Origin of the sequence: Cobetia sp. SIMBA_158 (genome assembly GCF_046566945.1) — a bacterium.
Taxonomy (GTDB): Bacteria; Pseudomonadota; Gammaproteobacteria; order Pseudomonadales; family Halomonadaceae; genus Cobetia; species Cobetia amphilecti.
In genome coordinates, this window is sequence record NZ_JAWJYL010000002.1 from 169,821 (window position 1) to 188,607 (window position 18,787).

Genomic DNA, 18,787 nt, shown 5'->3' on the forward strand with positions numbered 1-18,787 from the left:
CCGTACGATCCGCCACACCGCTGCTGACCAGTACATGTATTGACCACTGTTTGAAGAGACAAGGAGTCGAAATGGACCTGATAGCTTTCGCCAGCATCATCGGGGCAGCGTTTGCCGTGGCCTTCGGTGCCATTGGCCCTGCCCTCGCCGAGGGACGCGCCGTCGCCGCGGCAATGGATGCCATCGCTCGCCAGCCCGAGGCTGCCAACACCATCTCGCGCACGTTGTTCGTCGGTCTGGCCATGATAGAGACGACCGCCATCTACTGTCTGGTCATCTCGTTGCTGCTGCTGTTCGCCAACCCCTTGCTGGGATGACGCCATGACCATCGACTGGTGGGGTATCGGTCTGCAGGCACTCAATGTCCTGATCCTGATCTGGCTGTTGTCACGCGTGTTGTGGCGACCGATCGTCAATGCCATCGAGCAGCGTCGCGCCGCCATCCAGGCCGAACTGGAGACTGCCAGTGCGACACAGACCAGAGCAGAGGCTCTCCTGGCCGAGGTCGAGCAGACGCGGGCACAGCTCACGGCGGAGTGCGACTCCATACGCGAGGCTCGCCTGATTGAAGCCGCCGCCAGCGCCGATGCGCTGCTCAGCAGTGCTCACCAGCAGGTAGAACGCTTGCAGCAGCAAGCGCAGTCCCGGATCACGCAGCAACGTCATCAGGCACGTCAGCAGGATGTGCGAGACGCCACTACATTGGCGGTGGATATCGCGACGCGTCTGCTCAAGCAGCTCAACGGCCAGAGTCTTGATGAGGCATTTCGCACACGACTGCTGGACTCCCTGGCATCGATGTCAGCGACGCAACGCGAGGCATTGGTCACCACGCCGGAACCTATCCACGTGGTCTCCGTCGCGACACTGCCCCCCCATGAGCAGCACGCGTTGAGAGACGCCATTGCCGACACGTTGGGCCAACAGGCAAGGATAGCCTTCGAGTGCGACCCTGAGATGATCGCGGGGCTGGAATTGCGTTCCGCGCATTTCGTGCTGCACAACAGCTGGCGTGCCGACCTCAGAAACGTCGACAGGGAGATGCAGGATGTCATCTGATCAGACACCTAGCTGGCTGCTGGCTGCAAAAGAGGCACTGGAAGATGCCCCTCTAGGAGTCCACGCCGAGCAACATGGACGCGTCGAGGAGATCGCCGACGGTGTCGCCATCATCTCCGGCTTGCCCGATGTCGGCCTGGAGGAAGTCCTGCACTTTGCACGTGGCCAGGTAGGGTTCGTGCAGGTACTCGATGAGGACCGCATCGGCTGCGTACTGCTTGACACCTTCGATGCCGGCAATGCCGTCGAAGCTGGCGATGCCGTCCATGCCAGCGGAGACGTCGTGCAGGTACCGGTGGGGGAGGTATTGCTGGGCCGCGTGGTGGACCCGCTTGGCCGCCCGCTGGATGACCTTGGGCCCCTCGAGAGTGAACTGCACTGGCCCATCGAACGACCGGCCCCCTCGATCATCGAACGTGAACTGGTCACCGAACCCGTGCAGACCGGCATTCTTGCCATCGATACCTTGTTCGCCCTGGGGCGCGGTCAGCGCGAATTGATCGTTGGCGATCATGCCACCGGCAAGACGACGCTGGCCATCGATACCCTGATTGCCCAGCGCGACAGCGACATGGTGTGTGTGTACGTCTCGGTAGGCCAGAAGACCTCCAGCGTGAGGCGTGTGATCGATGCACTCTCCACTCACGGCAACTTCTCGCGCTGTATCGTGATGGTGGCCGGCTCGGCCACGGCACCCGGTCTGCAATGGATCGCGCCCTACGCGGGGATGACCATGGCGGAGTACTTCCGCGACAACGGACAACATGCCGTGATCGTGATCGACGACCTCTCCAAACACGCCGCGACCCATCGCGAGATTGCACTGCTGACGCGCCAGTCGCCAGGTCGCGAGGCCTATCCCGGCGATGTCTTCTATCTGCATGCACGCCTGTTGGAGCGTGCCGCCAGACTCTCATCCGAATGTGGCGGTGGCTCCCTGACCGCCCTGCCCATCGCCGAGACGGACTCGGGCAATCTCTCGGCCTATATCCCCACCAATCTGATCTCGATCACTGACGGCCAGGTGGTGATGGACGCCGCACTCTTCCATCAAGGCCAGAAACCGGCAGTTGATGTCGGTCTGAGCGTCAGCCGAGTCGGCGGCAAGACGCAAGCTGTCGCGCTGCGCAAGGCCGCGGGCACCCTGCGTCTGGATTATGCCCAGTTTCTCGAACTGGAGGTCTTCACGCGGTTCGGCGGCATGCCGGATGGCCGGGTCCGCGACCAACTCAAGCGTGGTGAGCGTATCCGCGCCCTCCTGCATCAACCACAACATATGCCGTTGCGCCTGGTGGATGAGGTCGCATTGCTGCTGGCACTGCATGCCGGACACTTCGATGACCTGCCGGTCGGCTTCCTTCCCGCCCTCGTTCGCGAACTGCCGGCCGCACTGGACCGCGCTGCAGCGTCGGGAGTCGCCGAGTTGAGCGCTGACACACATGCACCTTGCAGCGACGCGACGCATGATCGTCTGCTGACAGCGGTGACAAGTCTGATGGGCAGAATCAGTGAGGCCGAAAAATGAGCGAACGCATGGCCGAGATCAGCGCCCATATCGACAGCGTTCGCCAATTGGGCTCCGTGGTGAACGCGATCAAGGGGATTGCCGCTGCACGTGCTCGCAACGCCCGCGCCGAGGTGCAGGCAGTGGATCGCTACAGCGCGGTGATAGTCGAAGCAGTGGTGTCAGCATTCGGTCACGATATTGCCACCTGCACTCACGACACTCGTGAGCAGGAGCCTGCCAGTGATGATGCAAGCACCGGGTGGTTGCTGTTTCTGGCCGAACAGGGTTTCGCCGGCGCCTTCAGTGAGCGACTCCTGGACAGCCTCGGCACTGCGCTCGGTTCCGCCCCTCTCATGGTGGTGGGAACACGCGGACTCTCGATACTGGCCGCACGCGAGATCACGCCATTGTGGTCGGCGCCCATGCCATCCCACTCGCCTGGCATCCCGGCACTGGCCGACACCCTGACGACAGTCATCCATGATCAACTAAGCAAAGGGCATTTTGAGCGCCTGGAGCTGGTGTATACCCGCTGGGAAGGGGGGGCACCACAGCGGCTACATCGCCGCCTGCTGCCACTGGAGCTTGAGAGCTTCGCGCCAGGGAGTCCCCAGGACGCGCGCATATCAACGCCTCACACCGCTGCCAGACCACGGGAGCGTCCTCTGCTGCAATTGCCCCCTGCGCAGCTGCTTGAGCAACTTTATCAGGATGTGGTGCATGCCCAACTCTGCCAGGCGGCACTGCACGCCTTCGCCGCCGAGAACGAGGCGCGCATGCAAGCCATGGCCTCCGCCGCCAGCCAGATAGAGCGAGAACTTGCCGACTACAAGACCACACTGCAGCAGGTACGCCAGGAAACGATTACCGCTGAAATCATCGAGCTGGGCACGGGCGCCAGCAGCACTGAACGCAAGACCCGCTAATGCCAGCGCCAGACAGGATCATTGACGAAGATCAGGCTGCCATCGCCAGTACGCAGGCATGATCGGATCAGACCGCACACCGTCTCGCACGAAGTGTGCCCAAATCAAGATGCCCCCAGTCAAGGTGCGTCTCAACAGGAGGTGCCATGCAGTCGCCAGCCCAGCCCGGTGCATCGAGCCATCATCTGTCTCAGCGCGAGGGTGGCGCAGAAGCCACTTGCACGACACAGACCAGCACCGTGTCACACGCGATCGAGGGTGACGATGAGACAACGCTTGCACCATCGCTTTACGACACAATCGACCGCATCGTGCATGCAGGAGTCGCCAGGTCCACCCTGGGCCTTTCCCCCTCGGTGCTTGCAGAGGCCTGGATGGACTGGGCTGTACACATGGCGATCTCTCCCGGCAAGCAGATGCAGTTGCTGGAATCTGCCCTGTGGAGGAGCTGGGCCGTCTATCAGGAAGCGCTCGGGATAAAGGAACAGGCTGTCGACCAACCGGACGGCAAGGATCAAGGCGGTAAGTCTCAAGAAAGCGAGGCTCAGGAAAGCGGGGCCAAAGGCAGAGCACCGGCAGGCCCGCATATTGCCGATCGGCGCTTCCGTGATGCCGCCTGGCAGCAGCCCCCCTTCTCACTGTGGGCGAACGCCCATGCCCAGAACTGGCAATGGTGGCAACAGGCGGTGACCGGTGTACACGGCATGTCGCGGGCGCACGAGAACCTGCTGGCCTTCGTGTCAGGGCTGATGGTGGATACTCTGTCACCCTCGAATTATGCGCAGACCAACCCTGAAGTGATGACGACCACCTTCAGTGAGGGTGGCAAAAACCTGATGCGAGGTGCTCAGCATCTGATGGAGGACCTGGAACGGCGCGGACGGGCAGCGAGCGCAACACCGGCCTCCACTTCAGCTTTGCATGACGCTGCCTCATCGGCACAGCAACCGCCTGTCGAGGTTGGCCAGACACTGGCGATCACGCCTGGCAAGGTGGTGATGCGCAACCGCCTGATCGAGTTGATCCAGTACTCGCCTGCCACGGAAACGGTCCAGGCGGAGCCGGTATTGATCGTGCCTGCCTGGATCATGAAGTACTACATTCTCGACCTCTCGCCCCACAATTCGCTGGTGCGCTTCCTGGTGAACCAGGGCTACAGCGTCTTCATGGTCTCGTGGACCAACCCCGATGCAACGCTTCGCGACATGGGCCTGGAGGACTATCGCCATCTGGGCGTGCTCGAGGCCATCGATGCCATCCAGGCAATCACAGCCGCCAAACACCTGCATGCCGTCGGCTATTGTCTCGGCGGCACCCTGCTCTCCATTGCCGCCGCAGCGATGGGTCGCGATGGCGATGAACGCCTTGCCAGCGTCAGCCTGTTCGCCGCGCAGACGGATTTCACCGAAGCCGGTGAACTGCGTCTGTTCATCAGCGATTCCCAGGTCACGCTGATCGAGGACATGATGGCCGACAAGGGCTATCTCTCCTCCGAGCAGATGGCTGGCACCTTTGCCTTGCTGCGCGCCAGAGACCTCATCTGGGCACCCGTCGTCGACCACTACCTGCTCGGCAAGCCCAGCCACTCCTTTGATCTCATGACCTGGAATGCCGATGCCACGCGCATGCCAGCCACAATGCATGCCGAGTATCTGCGACGCCTCTATCTGAACAACGACCTGGCCGAAGGCCACTATCGAGTCGCTGGCAAGGCCGTCAGCGTTTCCGATATCCGCGCGCCCATCTTTGCGGTGGGGACCGAGGATGATCACGTCGCCCCTTGGGAATCGGTCTACAAATTGCATCTGTTCGCGGATAGCGAAATGACCTTCGTGCTGGCCAATGGTGGCCATAACGCCGGCATCATCTCGGAACCCGGCCACTCTCGACGCCATTATCGCATCGCCACGACAGGGGCTACTGACGCCTATCGCGCACCGAACGAATGGCTTACCGATACCACCGAGCAGGACGGTTCATGGTGGCCGGCCTTTGCCAACTGGCTCGAGGCGCACTCAAGTCAGCGCGTTGCGCCTCCGCCGATGGGCATGGAGCACGGGCGTTATCGCGTGCTCTGTGATGCACCCGGCACCTACGTGAAGCAAACCTGAGCCACCCGACACATCCGATCAACGAGGCCAATCATGTCGCTCCAATCGCCAGACTCATCTGAGACTCCCGGTACAGCTGACTCTCCCGCCCCTCTCAAGCCGCTTGAAGGCAAGGTAGTGCTGGTGGTGGGCGTGGCGAATGCGCATTCCATTGCTACCGGCTGCGTGAAGGCGTTTCGTGCGGCCGGAGCACACATCGTGATGACCTATCTGAATGCCAAGGCCAGAGCCTATGTGGAGCCTGTGGCAAAGGAGGTGGGTGCAGCGCTGCTGTTACCGCTGGATGTCGAGGCCGCAGGCGAGATGGAAGCCGTGTTTTCTCAGATCGAAACTCGCTTCGGGCGCCTCGATGTTCTGGTGCACTCCATCGCCTATTGTCCGCTGGAAGACCTGCATGGCCGGGTAACGGACTGTTCACGCCAAGGCTTCTCACGCGCGATGGATATCTCGGTGCACTCATTGATCCGCATGGCACGATTGGCCGAACCATTGATGTTCGAAGGTGGCAGCATCCTGGCCATGAGTTATTACGGCGGCGAGAAGGTAGTCGATCACTACAACATCATGGGGCCGGTCAAGGCGGCACTGGAGGGAACGGTACGCTCATTGGCCGTGGAGCTGGGGCCACGTCATATCCGTGTCAATGCCCTGTCACCGGGCCCACTCAAGACACGAGCCGGGTCCGGCATCGCACATTTCGATGAGCTGATCGACGATGCTCGTACTCGCGCCCCTGAAGGTGTTCTGGTGACGATCGAGGATGTCGGCAACTTGGCGGTGATTTACGCAAGCCCCGCGACCCGTCGCGTCACAGGGGAAACGGTCCATATCGATGGAGGTCTGCATGTCCGAGCATGACGACAACGTGTCACGCGCAAGCTCGCCTGAGAAAGGTCCGAATGATTCATCAGATGAGCCACCCCGCAAAGGCCCGATGCAGGAGGGGCTGCTCGGATTCGGTGAGCCACTCGTCCCACCCCGAGAAGGACAGACAGTTCACGACACAGCCCCCAGCGACAGCTTGGAGTACATCGAGAATCGTACCTGGGATGATATCGCCGTTGGCGATAGCGCCGAGCTGGTGCGTACTCTGCAGGCGAAGGATATTCAGCTCTTCGCGGTGATGTCCGGTGACGTCAATCCCGCCCACGTCGATGAGGAATTTGCCAGTACTGACATGTTCCATGGCGTCATCGCACATGGCATGTGGGGCGGCGCCTTGATCTCGGCCGTGCTGGGAACCGAACTGCCGGGGCCGGGCACCATCTTTCTCGACCAGACCCTGAGCTTCAAGGCGCCGGTGCGTCTGGGCGATACCCTCGCCGTGCGTCTGGAGGTCAGCGAGAAGCTGCCCAAGGGACGCCTGCTCCTGGCATGCCGCTGCACGAACCAGCAAGGTGAGACGGTCATTGAGGGTGTGGCCAAGGTCATCGCGCCACGCGAGCGCATAAGACGTCCGCGCGTGGTATTGCCCGAAGTGCATCTGCACGTCCAGGGCGCTCAGTACAAGCGCTTGATCGCGGCCACCGAAGGACTGGCCGCGATTGCCACCGCCATCGTGCATCCCTGCGATGTGCTATCGCTGGGAGGTGCGCTGGAAGCGGGTCGCCATGGACTGATCCAGCCTGTCCTGATCGGACCGAAGGCGCGCATTCTCGCCGCTGCCGCCCAGGCCGGCGAATCACTCACAGGCATCGAGATCATCGATGCTCCCCATAGCCACGCAGCGGCCGCAATGGCCGTAGCAATGGTGCGCAGTGGCAAGGTCAATGCGCTCATGAAAGGCGCATTGCATACCGATGAACTGATGGAAGCAGTGGTCAATGCAGAGCTTGGCCTGCGCACCGAGCGCCGCATGAGTCATGTCTATGCGCTGGATGTGCCAACCTATCCCAAGCCACTGCTGGTAACGGATGCCGCCATCAACATCTATCCCGATCTCGCCCACAAGCGAGATATCGTTCAGAACGCCATCGACATGATGCAGTCACTTGGCGTGACCTGCCCAAAGGTAGCGCTGCTGTCGGCGGTGGAAACGATCAATCCTCACATCACCTCCACGCTCGATGCCGCCGCCCTTTGCAAGATGGCGGACCGTGGCCAGATCCAGGGAGGGATGATCGATGGTCCTCTGGCGTTCGACAATGCCATCTCGGCCAAGGCCGCTGCCGAGAAGGGCATTCATTCTCAGGTCGCGGGGGATGCCGATATCCTGGTCGCGCCGGATCTGGAAGCCGCCAACATGATCGCCAAGCAGCTGATCTATCTTGCAGGAGCCGATGCCGCCGGTATCGTGCTCGGTGCACGAGTCCCGATCATTCTCACCAGTCGCGCAGACAGCCTGCTGTCACGACTGGCTTCCTGCGCGTTGGCACAGCGCTATCTAAACCACCAGACGGAAATCCGCTCATGACCGATGTCACGCTGGTGCTGAACGCAGGCTCCTCCAGCATCAAGTTTGCCCTCTTCCCAGCAGTGGAGGGTGTACAGGAGCCAGTATTGCGCGGCAAGCTCTCCGGCATCGGCAGCCATCCCAGGTTCACAGCGCAAACCCGCGATGGCACCACCCCGAATTGGGATGCTCAGCTGCCATTGCATCCGGGGGCCAGTCACGAGGATCTGATCCCGGCGCTTTTCGACTGGCTGGAGCGCCATGATGATGGCCTGACCATCACTGCAGCCGGTCATCGCGTCGTGCATGGCGGCCGCGAGCATCACGGCCCCGCACGTGTCTGCCCGACCTTGCTTGACGATCTGGCCGAGCTGATCCCGCTGGCCCCCAATCATCAGCCCCACAGCCTGGTAGCGATCCAGTGTCTCGTCGATGCAGCCCCACGACTCCCGCAGGTCGTGTGCTTCGATACCAGCTTTCATCGCACCCAGGATTCAATGGCGCAGACCTTCGCCCTACCCCGAGCCCTCAGCGAGTCTGGCATCGTGCGCTATGGCTTTCATGGTCTCTCGTATCAGTACATCGCCGACCGGCTGCCCGAGACGTCACTCGGAACGCGCAGCGAAGGTCGAGTCATCGTCGCGCATCTTGGCAATGGGGCCAGCCTGTGCGCTATGAGGCAGCGCAGGAGTGTCGCCACCAGCATGGGCTTCACTGCACTGGAAGGATTGATGATGGGTCAGCGCTGCGGCTCGCTAGACCCCGGTGTACTGCTGCACCTGCTGGATGGCAAGGGCATGAGCACGACGGAACTTCGCCACCTCCTCTATGAGGAATCGGGGCTATTGGGGGTCTCCGGCATCAGCAATGACATGGCAGAATTGGAGGCCCATCCAGCGCCCGAGGCACGCGAAGCCATCGAGATGTTCTGCTATCGCGCCGCCTGCGAAATGACATCATTGGCAACGGCGTTGGGAGGCCTCGATAGCATCGTGTTCACCGCCGGTATCGGCGAGAACTCGGCACTGGTGCGCCATTTGATCATCCAGCGTCTCGCTTGGCTCGGTGCGACGCTGGACACTGATGCCAATCAGCGCAACGCCACCTCCATCACTGGCAAGGACTCTGCCCTCGAGATCCTCGTCATCCCCACCGATGAAGAAGGTATCATCGCCAGCGAGACCCGGCGTCTGCTGTCAGTACAGCCCACCTCTTCTCACCGTACGATACAGCAGTCGCGCCCCTGATGCTTGGCGTCATAGAGCGCCGCATCGGCGGCACGTACCAGATCGGTCAGATTGGTGTGCTGCTCGGCCTTGTAGCTCACCGCCCCGACGCTGACGGTCAGCACTTTCGCCACGGAGCTGTCAGGGTGGATCAGTTTGAGCGCACGCACCTTGCGGCGGATGCGTTCGGCGCAGGCACGCAATTGCCGCTCGGTCACTGACTCCAGCAGAACCAGGAATTCCTCGCCGCCATAGCGCACCACCATGCCCGGCTGCGGGCCGATGCCGGCCTGGAGCGCACCGGCAACCTGCTGCAGGCAGTGATCCCCTTCCACATGTCCATGATGGTCGTTGTAGGCCTTGAAGTGATCGACATCCACCATCAGGATCGCCAGCCCGTCCTCTCGGGTCAGGTCCGCCCAGCGCTGGGCCAGATCCCGCTCCAGGTGACGCCGGTTGTAGACGCCCGTCAGTGCATCGCAGTTGGCCTCTCGGGTAAGACGTTGCCCGGCAGCGCGCTTCTCCTCCAGCAACAGCCGCTCACGCTGGCGCAGCAACCACACCTGACGCTGATTGTACTCGAGCTGATGGTTGGCCAATAGCGAGAGCCCCGTGGTGCTGGCGAAGATCACCATCGCCAGCAGCTCCAGCCCCTCCTGGCCGGCAGGTTCCAACGCGATCACACCGGCCATGATGAGCGTGCAGGTCAGCGACGCCGTCAGTGCCTGAAGGAAGCGCAGTCGAAAGAGAATGTTGCCGACCATCGGAAAGAAGCCGAACAACAGCGTATCGACATGCGAAAGCTCGGTGCGCGACAGCTGCAACAGGATGGCGCTGACCAGCATGGTGTTGATCACCAGCGCGGTCATCAGCCACTCCTTGAGCCGCATGGAAGGCGCGCGCTGCACCAGAGGAAGCACCAGCATGGCCACCACGCAAACACAGCCCAGCCGCAGCATGGCGGCCAGTGCCAGGTCCTCACTGCGATGAATGGTGTCACTGATCAGGAAGGTGGCATACATCACGAAGGCGAAGATGCCGGAATACAGCAAGCCGCGCGTGCGCGAGACGCGCGCCTCTTCCACATACCGGGTCTCGAGGGCGTCGGGGAACATGAGCCGCCAGCGTGACGCGCCGCGACCGTCGATCAACCCCTCGACGACACCGCGCTCGGCGGCCAACGCCGCCGGCATCGTCGCCTCGCCGGCGCCGGGGAGTCGCTTTTGACTTCTCATGACAGGCCCGCTCCGCCCATCGGCGGCCTGTGATCAGGCGACTCAGCCTTCTGTTCATCGTGCTGCGCATTCTGCCGCTCACCCTGCTGCGCAGCCTGGCGCTCATCATCAAGGCCATCGTGGAGGCCATCACGCAGGTCATCACTGGCCTGGGCGCGCACCTTGCCATGGCCGTTACCACGTTGCACGCAGGTACGGTTGCGGCCATGGCGCTTGGCACGATAGAGCCCCTTGTCGGCCTGATCGACCCAGCGGCTGAGCAGCGTCTCGACCGCCATGTCACGCGTCATCTCATCCTCCATTCCCTCGCCCTCGAGCAGGCGCGACAAGGGGATGACGCAAAGCCCCACACTCACAGTGACGACGCCGAGTTCCGACTCGCGGTGAGGCAGCTTTAGCGACTTGACGGCATAGCGCATCGCCTCGGCCAGGCTGTGCGCATGCTCGAGATCTCGCACGGCCACCAGGGCGGTAAATTCCTCGCCACCGAAGCGGACGACGCTGGCCAACGCAGCCTCTTTCCCCTCGAGAGCACCGGCGATGCCAGCGCCTTTTTCCCTGTCCAGTGTTTCCTGCAAGGCCTGGGCGATCTGATACAGGCAGTTGTCGCCCGGGACATGTCCGTAGTGATCATTGAAGGCCTTGAAGTGATCGACATCCATCATCATCAGCGCCAGACATGGTAACGGTGGCACCGGATGGGACGCGGACACGCCGTTCTTCGCCTGCTGAGCATCGCCATGGTGCTGCTTGAGCACCTCGATCAGATGACGGCGATTGTAGAGCTGGGTCAGCGGGTCGAGACAGGCCATTTCCTGCAGCTCGGCATTGCGTGACTCCACATCCTGCAGGCGCAGTTGATCGATGGAGGTCATCAGATAGGCATGACGGGCCGAGAACTCGATGCGGAAGCTGGCAATCAGCGAAAACAGGCAGAACGCCATGAAGACGAAGACGATCGCGAAGTCCATATGGGCATAGGGCATCGATACGCTCAGCGCTACGCTGATCACGATGACCATCCCCCCTGCCGACAGCACCAGAGCCGCGACGAAACGCAGCTGCATCAGGACGATACCGACCAGAGGCACCACGCCCAGCGCATAGAGTTCGAGGAAGCAGCGCAGGTGGTTCTCGCGCACTGCCAGCCACGCCGCCAGGCCGATCACGCCCCACAGGGTCGCGACCAGCAGCGCCTCACGCCCGACGGGGCGACAGACCTCGCTCTTGAGGGCCAGCACGAGGATCGCGAACGCGATGCAGACATACAGCCGCAGCATCACGGCGAGATTCTCTGTCACCGGCATCGCGACCGGCGCATAGACGGTGTCATAAAGCACGAACATCAGCTGAAAGATGATCAGGCTCCAGCAGCCCATTACTGCACGACTCATGCGCCGACGATGCTCGAACTGTTCAAAGTCCCTCTCGAGTTCAGGGGCAAAGCTCAGCCTTGCAGGAGTCGTGGCACTCAGGTGTTGCTCCAATATTGCCATTCGTGAAGGCATGTCTGATTTCCCTTCAATCGCCCTGCTTTCTTTATCACATGCGCAAATGTTGAAAGCCACGCTGACGGAGATGTTCAAGCGCCGCATGTCCGTGTTGATACCTCGCTCGTGAACGAAAATCCAACGAAAACACCGGACCTCGATGAGGCCCGGCGTTCCTGATAAAGCTGATTTCTCTGGCTGGTTCAACCGACAATGGCGTTGAGCAGCAACAGGGTGATGATGGAAATGGCCCAGGCCAGCGTCGTCGGCAGGGTCAGCACCAGCATCTGATGCTTGGTGCTCTTGACGCCGAGCATGCGATTGACGACCCAGAAATAGCTGTCATTGAAGTAGCTGAAGAACATCGCGCCGATACAGGCGGCCTGCGCGGCCAGCACCATGTTGACGTCCGGCATGCCCATCAGGATCGGCGCGGAGATCGAGGCCGCGGTAATCATCGACACCGTGCCACTCCCCTGGATGAAGCGCACCAGGGTGGCGATGATGAAGGGAATCAACAGCGGCTGAAGCCCCAGTGCCGCCACCTGCATGGCGATGTAATCGCCGCCGCCACTGGCACGCAGTACCGAGCCCAGCGCACCACCGGCACCGGTGACCAGCAGAATGATACCCGCCGTCTCGACACCCTTTTCCAGATGATCGAACACTTCCTGCTTGGGGGTCTTCGGCATCAGACCATAGATGGCGACCAGCACCCCGATGCCCACGGCGATCACCGGGTTGCCGACGAAGGCGATGGTGCTGGTGAGCGCATTGCTGGTATCGCCCATCACGGCACCGACCAGCGTATTGAGGAAGATCAGCGCGATGGGCAGGCCGATCGGCATGCAGGACATCAGCAGGGACGGCAGCTCCGATTCAGGCATCATGCTGTCGGTGTCATGCTTGACGCTACCTTCAAAGCCCCCCGGCTGGGCTTCCAGCATCGCCTCGATACGCGGGCCCATCAGGCGGGCATAGATCACCAGTGCAATCAGCGCCGGCGCGGTAATCACCAGGCCCCAGCCGATCATCAGACCGATGTCGACACCGAAGATGCCGGCCACGCCCAGCGGGCCCGGGGTCGGTGGCACGCTCGAGTGGGTGATGATCAAGCCAGCCGCCAGCGCGATGCCCAGACCGATCACCGAACGTCCGCTGTTGCGCGCCAGTGAACGCACCAGCGGGTTGAGGATGACGTAGGCCGAATCACAGAAGATCGGGATGGAGACGATGTAGCCCGTCAGTGCCATCGCGGCCTCTTCCTTGTTCTTGCCCAGCAGGTTGAGGATGGCGTAGGCCATGCGCTGCCCGGCACCGGTCACTTCCAGAACACGCCCCATCATCACGCCGAAGCCGATCACGAGACCGATGGTGGAAAGCGTCTTGCCGAAACCGGTGGTAATGGCACTGATGACCTCATTGGGCGGCATGCCACCGATCAACCCCGCCAGCGAGGCGGCGATGATCAAGGCCAGCAAGGCATGCACGCGGGTTTTCAATACCAGATAGATCATGACGAAGATGGCGATGCCCAGGCCGATGATGACCTGTGGCCCCGCGACGGCGGCGTCTGTCATGGGGTGCTACTCCTGTAGTTTGTTATTGTGTGGCGCAGGTATGCGGTGTCGGCGCTGCCGGCTGGCATGACGCCGATCGTTGTTATTGACGTACTGAAGTGACGAGCAGGTCTGGCAAAGGTGTCTGGCGAGCTCGTCCTGGGTGAGAGGACCAGACGCTGGCTAGGCGATGGCGCTCTCGTCGCGATACGCATTGAGAATCTCGTGCAGGTCGGCATCGCCGACGAAGCCCAGCGAACGCGCCTTGCGGGTGTCAAAGCGCGCCGGCCAGCTACCGACGATGTCGGTGATACGCGGGTCAGGCTCATGCCTGACGAGTGCCAGCGCCTGCTCACCGGCGATATCCTTGAGCGCCGCGAGCATTGACGCGACGCTGACGGTGATGCCCGGCAGCATGAAACAGCGAGAGAGGCCGAAGTCCGCGCTCGGCACCTCCGCGCCCTTGATCAGGGCCGCGACCACCCGACGGGGCGACATCACGAACATCTCGAGCTCGCTCGGTACCGGGCAGATGGCGGCTTCGCCATTGAGCGGTTCGCGCAGGATGGAGGAGGCAAAGCTCGAGGCTGCCGCATTGGGACGCCCGGGGCGCACGATGATGGTGGGCAGACGCAGCACGCAGCCATCCACCAACCCGCGACGGCTGTAGTCATTGATCAGCAGTTCCGACATCGCCTTCTGGGTGCCGTAGGAGTTCTGCGGCACCAGCGCGGTCATGTCGCTCAGCGTCTCGGGGAGATCGCCTCCGTAGGCGGCGACCGAGCTGGCCATCACCAGCCGAGTGTCGCGCAATCCACGCGCCGCACAGCCTTCCAGCAGCAGGCGAGTCGCGTCGAAGTTGACGCGCATGCCGAGCGCCAGGTCCGCCTCGGCTGCCGAGCTGACCACGGCTGCCAGGTGATAGATCACCTGCGGCTCGCCCACCAGGCAGCGATCAAGCACCTCGGCATCGGCGATATCGCCTGCCACGATCTCGATATCCAGCGAGGTGGCCGGTTCGACTGCCAGACATGACGCCGCCTCGGGACGTGGCGCCTCGATCTGATCCAGCAGGGTCAAGCGTGACAATGGCTGCCCCTTCAGGCTGCCCTTGTCGATCAAGGCCTCGGTCAGGCGCTGACCGAGAAATCCGGCGGCGCCGGTAATCATGACGTGCATCGTGTGGACTCCACTTTTGTGTTCTGGCGTAGGTAGGCTTGCCGCATGGGCAGATCACTCAGCAGCAGCCCTCAAGTGGTACAACAACCAGACCAGAAGGGATGAGAAAATAGCGCTTCACGCTCTTCAGTAGCAATGGGAAGAAGGTATATGCGACTAAAAGGGCGTCACTCACTCAATTCTTTCATCTTTTCCGCACACTCTGGTCTGAAATACATACCAATAATTTTTTGCTACTGATCCTTAAACGCTCGCCCGGCGCAGTCACCTGCCCCAAACCCTTGGCCCTCGCCGGGCGAGCCCTCTGAATCAGATTCAGGGCGTCAGACCATGCTCACGACCCCAGCCGAGGCCTGCGCGCGTCTCACCCCGTGGACGATATTCACAGCCGATCCAGCCGTCGTAACCCAGACTCTCCATCCGGTCGAACAGCGCCGGATAATGCACTTCCCCGACATCCGGCTCGTGACGGTCCGGCACGCCGGCGATCTGCACATGGCCCATATGCGCGAACTGCGCTTCCAGGTTGCGGATCAGATCGCCCTCGACGATCTGGCAGTGATAGAGATCGAACTGCACCTTGAGGTTGGCGGCGCCGACCTGGGCGAGAATCTCGCGTGCCTGCGCCTGGCCGCTCAGATAGAAGCCGGGCATGTCGCGCGGGTTGATCGGTTCGATCAGCAGTGTCTTGCCGACCTTCTCAAGCTCGGCGGCGGCGTAACGCAAGTTGCTGATATAGGTCTCGGTGCAGCGCGTGCGCATGGCGTCATCCGCGCCCTGCGGCACCAGGCCCGCCATGGCATGCACGCGCGGACAATCAAGCGCCTGGGCATAGCGGATCGCCTCGGCCACCGAGGCCCGAAACTCCTCCTCGCGCCCCGGCAGGCAGGTCAGGCCACGCTCACCGGCCTCCCAGTCGCCCGGCGGCAGATTGAACAGCACCTGCGACAGCTGGTGCTCATCGAGCCTTGCGCGCAATTCTTCCGGGGAATAGGCATAGGGGAAGAGATATTCGACCCCGCGAAAACCGCTTTCGGCCGCAGCCGCGAAGCGATCGAGAAAGTCATGCTCGGTGAACAGCATGCTGAGATTGGCGGCCAATCGGGTCATGTCAGATCCTTGGATTTCACAGACGAAGACGTCATCACTCAGGGGCGCCCGAACCTGGCTTCGAGTTCCGCCACCTGTTCCGGGGTCATCCCACGTGGGTTCTTGCCCTGCAGCAGCAGGAACAGCTTGGCGGTTTCCTCAAGCTCTTCCGTGGCATAGACCGCCGCTTCCAGCGTCTTTCCAGCCACTACCGGGCCATGATTGGCCAGCAACACGGCGCAGTGCTTGCCGGCCAGGCCACGCACGGCATCGCCCAACGCGGGGTCGCCCGGCATGTAGTAAGGCACCAGCGGCAGCTTGCCGACCCGCATCACGTAATAGGCCGTCAGCGGAGGAATGCACTCGCAGGGATTCACGTCCGGCAGGCAGGACACCGCCACCGAGTGGGTCGAATGCAGGTGGACGATGGCACCCGACTGCGGGCGCTCGTCATACATGGCGCGATGCAGGAAGTGCTCCTTGGTCGGCGCATCGCCATCGATCAACACGCCCTGGGCATCGAGGCGCGAGATGCGCGCCGGATCCAGGCGCCCCAGGCAGGCATTGGTCGGCGTCATCAACCAGCCGCCATCGTCCAGCCGCTGGCTGATATTGCCGCTGGACCCCATGGTCAGGCCGCGGTCGAACAGTGACTTGCCGTAAGTGGCGATCTGCTCACGCAACACGTTGATGTCGTGCTGTGACTGACTCATGCGTTCTCCTCGCGAGGATTCATGGCATCCAGCACGTCGAATGCCCGGGTAAAGAAGTCTTCGCCCCCGAAGTTGCCGGACTTGAGTGTCAGCGAGAGCATCGCCTCCGGCTGCGAGGGGCCGGCGGCCGGGTGCGGTGCCTGTGTCCAGGGCACGCCGGGGTCGATCTGACCGCCGATACGCAGCTCACGGATGTCGAGTGCCGAGACCACCGCGCCGGAGGTCTCTCCCCCCGCCACCAGCAGGCGCCCGACGCCTTCTCCAACCAGCGTGCTGGCCAGACTGGCCAGGGCGCACTCGATGAGCTCACCGGCCTGCTTGACGCCCAGTGACGCCTGCGCCGCCTTGACGCTTTCCGGCTCGGCCGAGGCGTAGATCAGAAATGGCTTGGGGTCCGTCGCCGCCAGTTGCTCACGGGCGAAGCCCAGCGCCGCCTCGAAGTGGGCATCGCTCGCGTTGAGCTTGACGGGATCCAGCGCGAAGGCAGCATGCTGCTGCGTGAAGTGCGCCACCTGCTTGAGCGTCATGCGAGAACAACTGCCGGACAGCACCATCGCGGCGCCCTGCGCCGGGGCCAGCACCGCCGCATCATCGATCGGCTCAAGCCAGCCCTTGCGGCGGTACTGGGCAGGCAAGGCCTGCGCGAGGCCAGAGCCACCAGTGACCAGCGCGTGATCGACCAGTGACTCGGCCAGTACCTCGAGATCCTGCTCATCGAGACTGTCACAGACCACATGACGCACGTCTTGATGGGCAAGCTCGTCCAGACGCTGACGGGCTGCCTGCGCGCCGCGGCGTAGAGTGGCGTGATCGAGCAGCCCCACCCCATGCGGGGTCTGGCGTGACAGCACGCGCACGATGTCGGCATCGGTCATCGGGTTGAGAGGATGATGCTGCATGCCGCTGTCATTGAGCAGGCGGTCGCCGACGAACAGATGGCCCTGATAGACACTGCGCCCGTTGATCGGGAACGCCGGCACGAAGGCCGTCTGCGTGGCGGACAAGGCCGCCAGCAAGGCATCGGCGACCGGCCCGATGTTGCCCTCGGGCGTGGAATCGAACGTCGAGCAGTACTTGAAGAACAGCTGGCGCGCGCCCTGGGCTTTCAGCCATTCAAGCGCCGCGAGGGATTCACTGATCGCCTGATCCACCGGGCAGCTGCGCGACTTGAGCGCGACCACCACGGCGTCGACCTCAGTCAGATCCAGCCCGTTCGCCGCCCCTTCCTGCAGCGCGTCCTGGGGTACCCCGATCACCTGCACGGTGCGCATGCCGGCACGTACCAGGTTGTTGGCAAGATCCGTCGCGCCGGTGAAGTCATCGGCGATTCCGCCCAGTACGATCGGCATCACTGCGCTCCTTCATCATTCGCGGCCGGCAGGCTGAAGCTGCCGAGACGCTGATAGACCTTGATGACGGCCGAGTCGTCCTCGCGCCCGAAACCTGCGCCACTGGCGGCGGTGAACTGCTGCAGGGCACTGCTGGCCACCGGCATGGCAAGCTTCAGCTCGCGCCCGGTGCTGTGCACGATGTTCAGGTCCTTGACGAAGATGTCGACGGCCGACAGCGGCGTGTAATCGCCCTTGAGGATGTGCGGCACGCGATTCTCGAACATCCAGGAATTGCCCGCGGAATGGGTGATGACGTCATAGAGGGTGTCGGGGTCGATCCCCATGCTCATGCCCAGCGCCATGGCTTCTGCCGCCGCCGCGATGTGCACGCCGGCGAGATGCTGGTTGACCAGCTTGACGCTCGAGCCCGGGCCGGCGCAGTCGCCCAGCCGATAGACATTGGCTGCCATCGCCGCCAGCACGCGTTCCGCCTTGACGTAAGCCGCTTCACTGCCGGAGGACATCACGGACAGCTCACCACTGCGTGCCTTGACGGCGCCGCCGCTGATCGGGGCATCGAGCAACTCAAGCTGCATGCCGTTCAGACGGGTTTCCAGATCACGCGCGAAGCTCGGCGCCACGGTGGCGCACTGGATCACCAGGCTACCCGGCGCGAGTTGCTCGGCCAGGCCGCCCTCTCCCTGCGCCCCGAACAGCACCTGCTCGACCTGATCGGCATTCACCACGACCAGCACCACCACCTGACACTCGGCCGCCAGTTCCAGCGGCGAGGCAACGGCGCGGCCACCCGCCGCTTCGAAGGCCTGACAGGCGGCGGGCGAGATATCACAGCCGATCACGTCCAGGCCTGCTTCCAGCATGGCGCGCGCACTGCCCATTCCCATCGCGCCGAGGCCGACAAGGCCGATCACTGGTGAAGTCGTTGCTGCTGTCATCTCGCATCTCCCGC

16 protein-coding genes are annotated in these 18,787 nt (G+C 62.6%); 8 read left to right on the forward strand and 8 right to left on the reverse strand.

Annotated elements, in window-relative coordinates:
• The first annotated feature begins 71 nt into the window (after positions 1 to 71).
• From R2R70_RS04765 to R2R70_RS04800, 8 genes are all read left to right on the forward strand, one after another.
• On the forward strand, positions 72 to 317 hold the full coding sequence (locus R2R70_RS04765) for a F0F1 ATP synthase subunit C (RefSeq protein ID WP_107334590.1): 246 nt from the start codon (positions 72 to 74) through the stop codon (positions 315 to 317).
• A 4-nt stretch (positions 318 to 321) separates the two neighbouring features.
• On the forward strand, positions 322 to 1,059 hold the full coding sequence (locus tag R2R70_RS04770; RefSeq protein ID WP_410977414.1) for a F0F1 ATP synthase subunit delta: 738 nt from the start codon (positions 322 to 324) through the stop codon (positions 1,057 to 1,059).
• Entirely contained in the window at positions 1,049 to 2,584 is a 1,536-nt protein-coding gene (locus R2R70_RS04775; protein ID WP_410977415.1) for a F0F1 ATP synthase subunit alpha, read from the forward strand. Before R2R70_RS04770 ends, R2R70_RS04775 begins: the two co-directional genes overlap by 11 nt.
• On the forward strand, positions 2,581 to 3,492 hold the full coding sequence (locus tag R2R70_RS04780; RefSeq protein ID WP_410977416.1) for a F0F1 ATP synthase subunit gamma: 912 nt from the start codon (positions 2,581 to 2,583) through the stop codon (positions 3,490 to 3,492). The genes R2R70_RS04775 and R2R70_RS04780 overlap by 4 nt, the downstream gene beginning before the upstream one ends.
• A gap of 146 nt (positions 3,493 to 3,638) precedes the next feature.
• Positions 3,639 to 5,603, forward strand: a complete 1,965-nt coding sequence (locus R2R70_RS04785) for a PHA/PHB synthase family protein (RefSeq protein WP_410977417.1) — start codon at positions 3,639 to 3,641, stop codon at positions 5,601 to 5,603.
• Between the two features lie 33 nt (positions 5,604 to 5,636).
• Positions 5,637 to 6,461, forward strand: coding sequence for an enoyl-ACP reductase FabI (gene fabI, locus R2R70_RS04790; RefSeq protein WP_410977418.1), 825 nt, complete (start codon positions 5,637 to 5,639; stop codon positions 6,459 to 6,461).
• Positions 6,448 to 8,016: a bifunctional enoyl-CoA hydratase/phosphate acetyltransferase gene (locus R2R70_RS04795; protein WP_410977419.1), complete on the forward strand. Its 1,569-nt coding sequence runs from the start codon at positions 6,448 to 6,450 to the stop codon at positions 8,014 to 8,016. Before fabI ends, R2R70_RS04795 begins: the two co-directional genes overlap by 14 nt.
• Positions 8,013 to 9,242 (forward strand): acetate/propionate family kinase, encoded by a 1,230-nt coding sequence (locus tag R2R70_RS04800; RefSeq protein ID WP_107334583.1) that lies wholly within the window; start codon positions 8,013 to 8,015, stop codon positions 9,240 to 9,242. Before R2R70_RS04795 ends, R2R70_RS04800 begins: the two co-directional genes overlap by 4 nt.
• On the opposite strand, the gene R2R70_RS04805 is transcribed toward R2R70_RS04800, so the two are convergent.
• The 8 genes from R2R70_RS04805 to ltnD form a co-directional block, all read right to left on the reverse strand.
• A complete protein-coding gene (locus R2R70_RS04805) occupies positions 9,212 to 10,456 on the reverse strand; it encodes a sensor domain-containing diguanylate cyclase (protein WP_107334582.1) in 1,245 nt (414 codons plus the stop codon). The two genes, R2R70_RS04800 and R2R70_RS04805, sit on opposite strands and share 31 nt — an antisense overlap.
• Entirely contained in the window at positions 10,453 to 11,850 is a 1,398-nt protein-coding gene (locus R2R70_RS04810) for a GGDEF domain-containing protein (RefSeq protein ID WP_159055705.1), read from the reverse strand. The genes R2R70_RS04805 and R2R70_RS04810 overlap by 4 nt, the downstream gene beginning before the upstream one ends.
• A 299-nt stretch (positions 11,851 to 12,149) precedes the next feature.
• Positions 12,150 to 13,526: a GntP family permease gene (locus R2R70_RS04815; RefSeq protein WP_107334580.1), complete on the reverse strand. Its 1,377-nt coding sequence runs from the start codon at positions 13,524 to 13,526 to the stop codon at positions 12,150 to 12,152.
• Between the two features lie 162 nt (positions 13,527 to 13,688).
• Complete coding sequence (gene denD, locus R2R70_RS04820) at positions 13,689 to 14,684, reverse strand: D-erythronate dehydrogenase (RefSeq protein ID WP_107334579.1); 996 nt, start codon at positions 14,682 to 14,684, stop codon at positions 13,689 to 13,691.
• A gap of 315 nt (positions 14,685 to 14,999) precedes the next feature.
• Positions 15,000 to 15,794, reverse strand: coding sequence for a 2-oxo-tetronate isomerase (gene otnI, locus R2R70_RS04825; protein ID WP_107334578.1), 795 nt, complete (start codon positions 15,792 to 15,794; stop codon positions 15,000 to 15,002).
• Between the two features lie 38 nt (positions 15,795 to 15,832).
• Positions 15,833 to 16,486, reverse strand: coding sequence for a 3-oxo-tetronate 4-phosphate decarboxylase (gene otnC, locus R2R70_RS04830; RefSeq protein WP_107334577.1), 654 nt, complete (start codon positions 16,484 to 16,486; stop codon positions 15,833 to 15,835).
• Entirely contained in the window at positions 16,483 to 17,835 is a 1,353-nt protein-coding gene (gene otnK, locus R2R70_RS04835) for a 3-oxo-tetronate kinase (protein ID WP_107334576.1), read from the reverse strand. Before otnK ends, otnC begins: the two co-directional genes overlap by 4 nt.
• Positions 17,835 to 18,773: an L-threonate dehydrogenase gene (gene ltnD / locus R2R70_RS04840; RefSeq protein WP_107334575.1), complete on the reverse strand. Its 939-nt coding sequence runs from the start codon at positions 18,771 to 18,773 to the stop codon at positions 17,835 to 17,837. Before ltnD ends, otnK begins: the two co-directional genes overlap by 1 nt.
• Positions 18,774 to 18,787: the final 14 nt, after the last annotated feature.